This is a genomic window from Streptomyces antimicrobicus, assembly GCF_020532625.1.
GTDB lineage: Bacteria > Actinomycetota > Actinomycetes > Streptomycetales > Streptomycetaceae > Streptomyces > Streptomyces antimicrobicus.
The window spans coordinates 1-10,027 of record NZ_JAJAUY010000183.1 but is presented as its reverse complement, the minus strand read 5'-3'; the positions used below and the strand labels follow the sequence as shown (position 1 = coordinate 10,027).

Annotated in this window: 10 protein-coding genes and 1 pseudogene; 9 read left to right on the top strand and 2 right to left on the bottom strand. The window is 74.7% G+C overall.

All coding sequences use genetic code 11. The annotated features are described in order from the left end of the window. Window positions 1-308 (top strand): annotated as a pseudogene (locus LG632_RS27925) (hypothetical protein); the annotation flags it as partial. Next, the gene (locus LG632_RS27920) at window positions 305-1,780 is read left to right on the top strand and encodes a DUF5719 family protein (RefSeq protein WP_226730378.1); all 1,476 of its coding nucleotides are present in this window, start codon (window positions 305-307) and stop codon (window positions 1,778-1,780) included. The pseudogene LG632_RS27925 and the gene LG632_RS27920, both read left to right, overlap by 4 nt. 177 nt (window positions 1,781-1,957) lie before the next feature. Here the strand turns inward: LG632_RS27920 and LG632_RS27915 are convergent, their stop codons facing one another. Beyond that, window positions 1,958-2,437: a metallopeptidase family protein gene (locus tag LG632_RS27915; protein ID WP_226730382.1), complete on the bottom strand. Its 480-nt coding sequence runs from the start codon at window positions 2,435-2,437 to the stop codon at window positions 1,958-1,960. Window positions 2,438-2,653: 216 nt separating this feature from the next. On the opposite strand from LG632_RS27915, the gene LG632_RS27910 reads away from it, so the two are divergent. The 6 genes from LG632_RS27910 to LG632_RS27885 all read left to right on the top strand — a co-directional run bounded on the left by LG632_RS27910 (window position 2,654) and on the right by LG632_RS27885 (window position 8,240). Continuing rightward, window positions 2,654-3,079 carry a DUF3499 domain-containing protein gene (locus LG632_RS27910; protein WP_226730380.1) on the top strand — a complete coding sequence of 142 codons (426 nt, stop codon included), beginning with the start codon at window positions 2,654-2,656 and terminating at the stop codon, window positions 3,077-3,079. A gap of 77 nt (window positions 3,080-3,156) precedes the next feature. Continuing rightward, window positions 3,157-4,521 (top strand): phosphomannomutase/phosphoglucomutase, encoded by a 1,365-nt coding sequence (locus LG632_RS27905; RefSeq protein WP_226730376.1) that lies wholly within the window; start codon window positions 3,157-3,159, stop codon window positions 4,519-4,521. A gap of 144 nt (window positions 4,522-4,665) precedes the next feature. After that, complete coding sequence (locus LG632_RS27900; RefSeq protein ID WP_226730374.1) at window positions 4,666-4,851, top strand: Trm112 family protein; 186 nt, start codon at window positions 4,666-4,668, stop codon at window positions 4,849-4,851. A 32-nt stretch (window positions 4,852-4,883) separates the two neighbouring features. Continuing rightward, window positions 4,884-6,020, top strand: a complete 1,137-nt coding sequence (locus LG632_RS27895) for an SIS domain-containing protein (RefSeq protein WP_226730372.1) — start codon at window positions 4,884-4,886, stop codon at window positions 6,018-6,020. Between the two features lie 53 nt (window positions 6,021-6,073). After that, on the top strand, window positions 6,074-7,231 hold the full coding sequence (gene manA, locus LG632_RS27890) for a mannose-6-phosphate isomerase, class I (protein WP_226730369.1): 1,158 nt from the start codon (window positions 6,074-6,076) through the stop codon (window positions 7,229-7,231). 85 nt (window positions 7,232-7,316) lie between these two features. Continuing rightward, window positions 7,317-8,240, top strand: a complete 924-nt coding sequence (locus LG632_RS27885) for a cation diffusion facilitator family transporter (RefSeq protein ID WP_226730367.1) — start codon at window positions 7,317-7,319, stop codon at window positions 8,238-8,240. 90 nt (window positions 8,241-8,330) lie between these two features. Here the strand turns inward: LG632_RS27885 and lepB are convergent, their stop codons facing one another. Then, the gene (gene lepB, locus LG632_RS27880; protein ID WP_226730366.1) at window positions 8,331-9,026 is read right to left on the bottom strand and encodes a signal peptidase I; all 696 of its coding nucleotides are present in this window, start codon (window positions 9,024-9,026) and stop codon (window positions 8,331-8,333) included. 352 nt (window positions 9,027-9,378) lie between these two features. Here lepB and LG632_RS27875 point away from each other — a divergent pair. Next, window positions 9,379-10,027 (top strand): adenosylhomocysteinase (locus LG632_RS27875; protein ID WP_226730364.1); only part of this gene is annotated, 649 nt, incomplete at its 3' end.

Genomic DNA, 10,027 nt, shown 5'->3' with positions numbered 1-10,027 from the left:
AGGCCGACCCCTACGCGCAGATCCCGGCCCAGGCCGGGCCCGGCGAGGACGCGTACGCCTACCAGGGCCAGGACCAGGGCCAGGACGCCGGTCACGGCCACGGCGGCGACGGCCACGGCGGCTACGGCGGCCACGCCGAGCAGCAGCAGCCGTACGTCCCCGCGTACGACCCGTACCAGCAGCCCCAGGGCCACCCACCGCAGTACGGGGAGCAGCCGTACGGCCACCCGTACCCGCAGCAGCAGTACGACGCCTACGGGCGGCCGGTCTCCTACGACCCCCGCCCGGACGGGAGCACCCAGCAGTGAAGCGCGCCCCCCTGACCCTCGCGGCCGTGGCCGCCGCGCTCGCCGCGATCACCGGCGCCGCCGCGCTGACCGCCCCCGCCTCCGGCTCGGGCTCCGGCGCCGCCGACGGCCGTCCGGCCGCCGCCGCGGCCCGGATGCCGGTGGAGCGCTCCACCCTGACCTGCCCGGCGCCGTCCTCCTCCGACGTCGCCGAGACCGCCTACACCTCGCTCACCCCCGGCGGCGGCCCGGCCGGGGGCGGCGGGACGGCCCGGCTCGTGGGCGCCACCCCGGAGGCCAAGCAGCTGCTGGAGCTGAAGGAGCCGGGTAAGCCGACCGCCGCCACCGCCTCCGGCGCCGAGGCCCCGGCACTGACGGGCACCGCGGACGGCACGCTGGCCCCGGGCTGGACCGCGCAGCTGACCACCAAGGTCGCGGTGGGCCAGGCGCGCGGCCTCCTGGGGGTGGCGTGCGCCCCGCCCGGCACCGACTTCTGGTTCCCGGCCGTGAGCACCGGCAAGGGCCGCCACGACTACGTGCACCTGACCAACTCCGACGACACTCCGGCCGTGGTGGACGTCCAGCTCTTCGGCCCGGACGGCGCCGTCAGGTCCGAGCAGGGCGGCGGGGAGAACATCAAGGTGGGTCCGCGGTCCTCGGTCGCGGTGCTGCTGTCGACCCTGGTGCCGGGTCAGTTCGCGGACCTCACCGCGCACGTGACGACCCGTTCGGGGCGGGTCGGGGCCGTGGTCCAGGTGCAGGAGGACGGGGTCGGCGCGGACTGGCTGCCGGCCTCGGCCGACCCGGCGGGCCGGCTGGTGCTGCCGGGCATCCCCGCCGACGCCACCTCCGTACGGCTGGTCGCGTACGCGCCCGGCCGGGACGACGCGGACCTCAGGATCCGGCTGGCCGGTCCGGGCGGCTCGATCAGCCCGGCCCAGAACGAAGAGCTGCACGTGAAGGCCGGCATGACGGCCGTGGCCGACCTCGGCGACGTGACCCGCGGCGAGCCGGGTTCACTGGTGCTGACCCCGGCCGACCCGGGGCAGGCCGTCGGCGTGGTCGCCGCGCTGCGGGTGGTCCGCGGGACCGGGTCCAAGCAGGAGCTGGGCTTCGTGGCGGCGGCCGGGCCGGTGGGCGCGCGGGCGACGGTCGCCGAGCAGCGCACCGAGCAGAGCTCCCTGGTGCTGTCCCTGACGGTGCCGGCCGGGTCCGCCGACGCCCGGGTCAAGGTGACCGTGTCCGAGGGCGCCGCCCAGGAGCACACGGTCAAGGCGGGCACCACGCTCGCCCTGACCCCGGCGGGCGGCCCCGCCAAGGGCCCCTGGGCCGTCACGGTGGAGACGGTCTCGGGCGGCCCGGTCCACGCGGCCCGCACCCTGACCCTCCCCGCGGACGGCGTCCCCCTGTTCACGACGCAACCCCTGGTGGACGACCGCAGCACGGTGGAGGTCCCGACCCCGCACCAGGACCTGACGGTCCTGACGGGGTGACCCTCGCCCCGCCCGGCGCGGTGACCTCGCCCCGCCCGGCGCGGTGACCTCGCCCCGCCCGACGCGGTGACCTCGCCCCGCCCGACGCGGTGACCCGATGATCCCGCAGCGGCCGCCGCGGGAGCACCGGGTCAGCGGGGGCCGCGGGAGCTGCGGGAGTCGCAGGAGCTGCGGGAGCTAGTCCTGCCCGTACCGCGGATCCACCGTCTCCGGCGCCAGCCCGAGCAGCTCGGCCACCTGCTCGACCACGATCTCGTGCACCAGCAGCGCCCGCTCGTCGCGCGACTTGCTCCGGATCTCCACCGGCCGCCGGTACACCAGGATCCTGGGCGGCCGCCCGGCCTGCGCGGGGACCACGCCGCCGAGCGGCACGGCCTCGTCGTTCCAGGCGTCGGCGCCGCCCGGCGCCCCCGGCGCCCCGGGGGGACCGGGGACCTCGGCCACCACGAACTCCACCTCGGCCAGCTGCGGCCACCTGCGCTCCAGCCGCTCCACGGAGTCCTGCACCAGGTCCCCGAAGAGCTCCGCGCGACTCGCGGACAACGGCACCTGCGGCGGCGCGACGGGCCCCCGCATCCCCCGGCCGTGCCGGTCACGGCGCCGCGTGCGCGGCTCCTGGGGGCGCTCGCCGGGGCGGGGGGTCAGCGGGGTGTCCATCACGCACGCAGGGTAGCTCCCGGCGGGCTCCGGACCCCGCCGTTGCCGTGGCCGTGGCCGGATGTCGTCGCATGACCGTTCCCCTGACCGATCCGGCCATGGTCCGGCACGTTCCCGGCCGGTCGGCGACCGGCCGGTCCATCCAGATTGTTGCGATCCGTACCAACTCGTGACCGATCCTATGGTCGAGATCACGCCACGACACGGGGGAGTGAGCTGGGGGAGAGTCGTCGCGGCCCGGTCAAGAGTGCGGTACCGTCCAACGTCGTGAGCCTTGTACGTCGCTGTTCGCGCACCGCGTGCGGCCGCCCTGCCGTCGCAACACTGACGTACGTCTACGCCGATTCGACCGCAGTCCTCGGCCCGCTCGCCACCTACGCCGAACCCCACTGCTACGACCTCTGCGCCGAGCACAGCGAGCGCCTGACGGCGCCGCGCGGCTGGGAGGTCGTACGCCTGTCCGACGCTTCCGCGCCGTCCCGCCCCACCGGCGACGACCTCGAAGCTCTGGCCAACGCCGTACGGGAAGCGGCCCGGCCGCACGACCGGGCGGCGGAGGCCGGCGGCACCGGATCCGGCGGGCACGTCACCGGCGAGACGCGGCGCGGACACCTGCGCGTCCTGCGGTCGCCGGAACCCTGACATCCGGATCATCGGAAGAGCCGTGCGCCGCTCAGGGTAGGTTTGCTCCACCGCACAGAACCTCAGGAGGGCAGGCAGTGGCCGCTGATCTTTCGAACATCGTCAAGGCGTACGACGTACGTGGCGTCGTCCCGGACGAGTGGGACGAGCGCCTCGCCGAACTGTTCGGAGCCGCGTTCGTCGAGGTCACGGGCGCCGACGCGATCGTGGTCGGCCACGACATGCGCCCCTCGTCGCCGGGCCTGTCCGGCGCCTTCGCCCGCGGCGCCACCGCCCGCGGCGCGGACGTCACCCTGATCGGGCTGTGCTCCACCGACCAGCTGTACTACGCCTCGGGCTCGATGGACCTGCCCGGCGCCATGTTCACCGCGTCGCACAACCCGGCCCAGTACAACGGCATCAAGCTGTGCCGCGCCGGCGCCGCGCCCGTCGGCCAGGACACCGGCCTCGCGCAGATCCGCGAGCTGGTCGAGCGCTGGTCCGACGAGGGCGCCCCGGCCCCGGCCGAGACCCCCGGCACCGTCACCGAGCAGGACACCCTCGCCGGGTACGCCGCCCACCTGCGCACCCTGGTGGACCTCACGGCGATCCGCCCGCTGAAGGTCGTCGTGGACGCCGGCAACGGCATGGGCGGCCACACCGTCCCCACCGTCTTCGAGGGCCTGCCGCTGGAGCTCGTCCCGATGTACTTCGAGCTGGACGGCACGTTCCCCAACCACGAGGCCAACCCCCTCGACCCGAAGAACATCGTCGACCTGCAGAAGCGTGTGAAGGCCGAGGGCGCCGACCTGGGCCTCGCCTTCGACGGCGACGCCGACCGCTGCTTCGTCGTGGACGAGCGCGGCGAGGGCGTCTCCCCGTCCGCGATCACCGCGCTGGTCGCGGCCCGCGAGCTGGCCCGCAACGGCGGCACCGGCACGGTCATCCACAACCTGATCACCTCCTGGTCGGTCCCGGAGGTCGTCAAGGAGAACGGCGGCAGCCCGGTCCGCACCCGCGTCGGCCACTCCTTCATCAAGGAGGAGATGGCCCGGACCGGCGCCATCTTCGGCGGCGAGCACTCCGCGCACTACTACTTCAAGGACTTCTGGAACGCGGACACCGGCATGCTGGCCGCGCTCCACGTCCTGGCCGCGCTCGGCGGCCAGGAGGGCCCGCTGTCCGCGCTGGTCTCCTCCTACGACCGCTACGTCGGCTCCGGCGAGATCAACTCGACCGTCGCCGACCAGGCCGGCCGCACCGCCGCCGTCAAGGCCGCGTACGCCGGCACCGAGGGCGTCACCTTCGACGAGCTGGACGGCCTCACCGTCGCCACGGCCGACTGGTGGTTCAACCTCCGCCCGTCCAACACCGAGCCGCTGCTCCGCCTGAACGTCGAGGCCCGCGACGCCGCCACCCTGGCCAAGGTCCGCGACGAGGTCCTGGCCCTGGTCCGCGCGTAACGGCCCCCGTGCCGGGCAGCACACCCGGCACGGGGCCTGCGCCCCGGCCACCGGCCGGGGCGCCGCCGGGCCGCGTCAGGTGCGGCTCGGCGGTACGCTGACCTGGCCCAACCGCACATCCGCACGTTTCGAAGGGACGTCCTCATGCCGCTCGAAGCCGGCCTTCTGGAGATCCTGGCCTGCCCCGCCTGCCACGCGGCCCTCGACGACCGCACCGCGGACGAGGCGACCCCCGAGCTGATCTGCACCGGCGCGGACTGCGGCCTGGCCTACCCCGTCCGGGACGGCATCCCCGTCCTCCTCGTGGACGAGGCCCGCCGCCCCGCCTGACCCCGCACCCGCGACGACGACCGGAGGCCGCCATGCTCGACGAGTCGCTGCTCGACGCACCGGAGGAGCTCGCCCGGGCGGACCGCCGCGGTCTGCTGCGGGGCGCCGCCGAGGCCGGCGCCCGGGTCCGCACCGCGGCCCGGCACGCCGCCGAGGCGGGCCTCGGTGACATCCGACCCGACGGCCGCCCCCGCGCGGTCCTGATCGCCGGTCCGGGCACCGCCGCGACCGGCGTCGCCGACCTGCTGGGCGGCCTGGCCGGCGCCGCGGCCCCGGTCGTCCGCCTGCACCCCACCGGCGTCGCCCACGCGGCCGGCGCCCTGCGCTGGAACCTGCCCGGCTGGGTCGGCCCCGTGGACCTGCTGCTCGTCGCCACCACCGACGGCTCCGAGCCGGGACTCGCGGTCCTGGTCGAGCAGGCCTACCGGCGCGGCTGCACCGTCGTGGCCGTCGCCCCCGAGCGCTCCCCGCTGAGCGAGTCGGTGGAGGGCGCCCACGGACTCCTCGTACCGATGGCCAAGGCCCCGTACCAGGAGGACTTCGACGAGAGCGCCGCCGCCGGCCCCGGCGCCCTGTGGGCCCTGCTCACCCCGCTGCTGGTGCTCCTGGACAAGGTCGGCCTGATCTCGGCCGCCCCCGACGCCCTGCAGCTCGTCGCCGACCGCCTCGACCGCACCGCCGAGCGCTGCGGCCCGGCCGTCGCCGCCTACTCCAACCCGGCCAAGGCCCTGGCCGCCGACCTCGCCGACGCGCTGCCGCTCATCTGGAGCGAGGGCGCGGGCGCCGCCCCGGCCGGCCGCCGCTTCGCCGCCACCCTCGCCGAGCTCGCCGGCCGCCCCGCGCTGGCCGCCGAACTGCCCGAGGCCCTGCCGCGGCACGGCGTCCTCCTCGCCGGCGCGTTCGCGGCCGGCGCCGACCCCGACGACTTCTTCCGCGACCGGGTCGACGAGCCGCAGGCCCTGCGCGCCCGGGTCGTCCTGCTGCGCGACCGGCCCAGCGGCGGACTGTCCGCCGCGCCCGCCGCGCGCGAACTCGCCCTCAGCCACGACACGGCCGTCAGCGAGCTCGAACCCGAGGAGGGCAGCGAGTTCGAACAGCTCGCCGAGCTCCTCGCCGTGACCGATTTCGCCACCGCCTACCTCGCGGTGGCCTCCGGGGGACGTCCCTGACGGGCTCTGCCGCCCGTCGCCCCCGCCGTCTCAAGAAAGCCTGCACCTGCACGATGGACCGCCTCACCAACACCGTCCGCCCCTACGCCTGGGGTTCCACCACCGCCATCCCGGAGTTCCTCGGCGTCGAGCCGACCGGTGAGCCGCAGGCCGAGGTGTGGATGGGCGCCCACCCCGGCGCCCCCTCCCGCCTGGACCGCGGGGCGGGTGTGACGACGCTGTCCGAGGTCGTCGCCGCCGACCCGGAGGGCGAGCTGGGCGCGGCCACCGTCGCCAAGTTCGGCCCCCAGCTGCCGTTCCTGCTCAAGCTGCTCGCCGCCGGCGCCCCGCTCTCCCTCCAGGTGCACCCCGACCGCGAGCAGGCCCGCGCGGGCTTCGCCGACGAGGAGGCCCGCGGCGTCCCCGTCGACGCCGCCCACCGCAACTACAAGGACGCCAACCACAAGCCCGAGATGATCTGCGCGCTGACGCCGTTCACGGGCCTGTGCGGCTTCCGCCCGCCCCTGGAGGCGGCCGAGCTGCTCGCCGGCCTGGAGGTCGACTCCCTCAAGCCGTACGTCGACCTGCTGCACGCCCACCCCGAGGACGCCGCCCTGCGCGAGGTCCTCACCGCCGTCCTGACCGCCGACCGCGACGAGATGGCCGCCACCGTCCACGAGGCCGCGGCCGCCGCCGAGCGCCTGGGCGGCCCGTACGCCCCGTACGCGCCGCTGGCCCACCACTACCCGGGCGACCCGGGCGTCATCGCCGCCATGCTGCTCAACCACGTACGGCTCCAGCCCGGCGAGGCCATGTTCCTCGGCGCGGGCGTCCCGCACGCCTACCTCGACGGCCTGGGCGTCGAGCTGATGGCCACCTCCGACAACGTGCTGCGCTGCGGCCTCACCCCCAAGCACGTGGACGTGCCCGAGCTGTTGAAGGTCGTCCGCTTCGAGCCCGGCGACCCGCACGTGCTGCGTCCCGAGGGCGACGGCGAGGAGGTCTACGAGGCCCCCATCGACGAGTTCCGCCTCTCGCGCTACGTCCTGGCCCCGGGTGGCGCCCCCGTCGTCGTCCCGGCGGGCGCCCCGCAGATCCTGCTGTGCACGGCCGGTGCCCCGAGGGCGGGCGAACTGACCCTCGCCCCGGGGGAGTCCGTCTTCGTCCCGGCAGCGGAAAAGGTGGAATTGTCCGGTACGGGCACCATCTTCCGTGCCACGGTGGTGCTCTGACACACCCGTACCCCCGAGCACGGCCGCCGTCCCCTGCAACAATGTGCGGCCGTACCAAGTGGCTAGGGAAGGGACACCTCCACCCATGAGCGCGTCAGGCGGAACCAAGGCGATCGTGGCGGCACTCGCCGCCAACCTCGCCATCGCCGCGGCCAAATTCGTGGCCTTCATCTTCAGCGGCTCGTCGTCGATGCTCGCGGAAAGCGTCCACTCGGTGGCCGACTCGGGCAACCAGGGCCTGCTGCTCCTCGGCGGCAAGCGGGCCCAGCGCGAGGCGACCCCCGAGCACCCCTTCGGCTACGGGCGCGAGCGCTACATCTACGCCTTCCTCGTCTCCATCGTGCTCTTCACCGTCGGTGGCATGTTCGCCATCTACGAGGGCTACGAGAAGATCCAGCACCCGCACGCCATCGAGGCCTGGTACTGGCCGGTCGGCGTGCTCGTGTTCGCGATCGTCGCCGAGAGCTTCTCCTTCCGCACCGCGATCAAGGAGTCGAACGAGCTGCGCGGCGCGCAGTCCTGGAAGCAGTTCATCCGCCGCGCCAAGGCCCCCGAGCTGCCCGTCGTCCTCCTGGAGGACTTCGGCGCCCTCGTCGGCCTGGTCCTCGCCCTCGGCGGCGTCGGCCTCGCCCTGCTGACCGGCAACGGCGTCTGGGACGGCATCGGCACCCTGTGCATCGGCGCCCTGCTCATCCTCATCGCGATCGTCCTCGCCGCCGAGACCAAGTCCCTGCTGCTGGGCGAGGCCGCCGACGCCGACGAGGTCGCGAAGATCAAGGCCGCCCTGGTCGACGGCGAGACCGTCACCGGCCTGATCCACATGCGCACCCTGCACCTCGGCCCCGAGGAACTCCTGGTCGCCGCGAAGATCGCCGTCCAGCACGACGACACCGCCGCCGAGGTGGCCCGCGCCATCGACGCCGCCGAGGTCCGCATCCGCGAGGCGGTGCCGATCGCCCGCGTGATCTACCTGGAGCCGGACATCCTGCGCACCTCGCTCACGAAGTAGGCCCGCCCGAAGGCCCCGCGTCCCGACCGGACCGCGGGGCCTTCGCCGTAGCCGACCCGACGCGCCGGACGCGCCGTACGCGCCGTCCGCTCAGCGGCCCGGCACCGGCCCGTACGGCCCCACCGGCACCGCCCGCCGGCCGCGCGCCCGCCGGCGCACCAGCAGTGCCGCGGTCCCGAGCCCGCCCCCGGCGAGGAACACCAGCACGCCGCACAGCCCGACCCCGCCGAGCACGATCAGCGTCGTCGGCCGCGCGACGGCCTTCCCCGTCACGGCGGAGAGTGCGACCGTACCGTCCCTCCCGGTGCTCCTGCGGTACGAGGAGTCGGCCGAATTGACCCGGTTGTCGCCCATCAGGAACATCCGCCCCTCCGGCACGACCACGTCGAAGTCGACGGTCGCCGGCGTCCGGTGGTCCTTCAGGTACGGCTCGGCCAGCGGTCGGCCGTTGAGCAGGAGCGCGGCATCGCCCCGGCGGTACGAGATCCGGTCGCCGCCGAGCGCCACCACCCGCTCGACGTGGTCCCCCGGTCCCCACTCGGAGGACGAGAACAGCACCACGTCGCCGCGTGCCACCGGCGCGCTCCCGCCGTCCGCCCCGGCGAGGAAGAGCCGGTCGCCCCGCCGGTACGTCGGGTCCATGTGGTCCGAGCGCATGGTGCGCGTGTCGACCGGCCGCTGGCCGAGGGCCACGGTCAGCACGACCGGCGCCAGCACCCCCAGCGCGCCCACGACCAGCAGCACGACCGCCCAGATCCCGAGTCCCCGCCCCGGCCCGCGCTCCATGGACCCACCCCTTCGCTCGTCGGCAACGGCGGGCACACTACGCGGTGCGCGGCGGATCTCCCGCTCGGGCCGGCTCCGCCGCCACCGGCGGATCAAAAGTCCGAAAGGCCCGGACCGCACGCGCCGGGCGACCCGAAAACCAGCCACGAGTTGTCCGCAGTCGGCTGGGGTCCGCTGGGCCGATCGGTGTAGATTCGTCTATCGGTGTCAGACGTCGCTGCTGATGGCGGTCGGGCGGTCCCCGCGACCGGCCGAGGGGAGAGAGGGCCTCCGACGGACTGCGCTGGTGCGCCCACGCGGTGCACGGCTCAGCCGTACCCTCCCTCTCGACGAACCACGAGGAGCAGCTTCCATGGACTTCAAGGTCGCAGACCTCTCCCTGGCCGCCTTCGGCCGCAAGGAGATCACCCTGGCCGAGCACGAGATGCCCGGCCTGATGTCGATCCGCAAGGAGTACGCCGCCGCGCAGCCGCTGGCCGGCGCCCGCATCACCGGCTCCCTGCACATGACCGTGCAGACCGCCGTCCTGATCGAGACCCTCGTCGCGCTCGGCGCCGAGGTCCGCTGGGCCTCCTGCAACATCTTCTCCACCCAGGACCACGCGGCCGCCGCCATCGCCGTCGGCCCGAACGGCACCCCTGAGGACCCGCAGGGCGTCCCGGTCTTCGCCTGGAAGGGCGAGACCCTGGAGGAGTACTGGTGGTGCACCGAGCAGGCGCTGACCTGGCCGAACACCCCCACCGGCGGCCCGAACATGATCCTCGACGACGGTGGTGACGCCACCCTCCTCGTCCACAAGGGCGTCGAGTTCGAGAAGGCCGGCTCCGCCCCGGACCCGTCCACCGCCGACTCCGAGGAGTACGGCCACATCCTGACGCTGCTGAACCGCACGCTGAAGGAGAGCCCGCAGAAGTGGACGCAGCTCGCGTCCGACATCCGCGGCGTGACCGAGGAGACCACCACCGGCGTCCACCGCCTCTACGAGATGATGCAGGCCGGCA